The sequence below is a fragment of the Nocardiopsis sp. TRM 82005 genome, assembly GCF_056312425.1.
In genome coordinates, this window is the sequence record NZ_JBWDTQ010000076.1 from 1 (window position 1) to 787 (window position 787).

The 787-nt window shown below is 68.9% G+C and carries 1 protein-coding gene; it reads left to right on the forward strand.

The genetic code is table 11. The features are described 5' to 3' along the window. Positions 1–780, forward strand: a 780-nt coding sequence (locus AC0T5L_RS27135; protein WP_476168336.1) for a transposase, incomplete at its 5' end; no start/stop codon positions are given. Positions 781–787 lie beyond the last annotated feature (7 nt).

Sequence of the window (787 nt, forward strand, 5' to 3'; positions counted from 1 at the left end):
GTGAGGAAGCGGGCCGCCGGGGCGGGCGCCCGGCACCGTTTGGTCTTCGTCGACCGCCTGGTGGTCACCCTGATCCATCTGCGCCACGACCTGCCGCACGCGGTCTCGGGCCTACTGTTCGGGGTGGATCGTTCCACCGTCACACGGGCCGTGGGCCAGATCCGCGCCCTGTTGGCCGAACGGGGGCGGGCGGCCCCGAACCGTCCGGGGGTGCGGCTGCGCACCTTGGAGGACGTGTTCGCCTACGCCCAGGCCGAAGGCGTTGAACTTCGGTTGGACGCCACCGAGATCCAGGTGCGCAGGCCCCGCGCGAGCCGAGGTGGCCGACGGGCGTTCGTGTCGGGAAAGAAGAAGCAGAACACCATGAAGGCCACCGTCGTCGCCGATCACCAGGGGCGTACGTTGTGGACCGACGCGATGCGCCCCGGGCGGATGCACGACGCCACCGCGGCCCGCACCGAAGGCATCGGTTCCTGCTTTCGCTACTTCCCCGAGGTGGAGGTGCTGCTGGACGAGGGCTACCTCGGCCTGCGACGCGACCACCCCGGGAAGGCCATCACCCCACCGCGCAAACCGAACAAGAGTGCTCTGCCCGAGTTCCACGAACGGTGGAAGCACCACCGCCACGCGCACTCCTCGGACCGCATCACCGTCGAGCACACCCTGGCCGACCACAAGCGCTGGAAACAACTGATCCGCTGGACCCACCGGCGCGAGAACCTCCCGGCCACTTATCAGGCCATCGCCGGACTGGTCTCCGACCGCACCGCGAACATCTGAAAAGCAC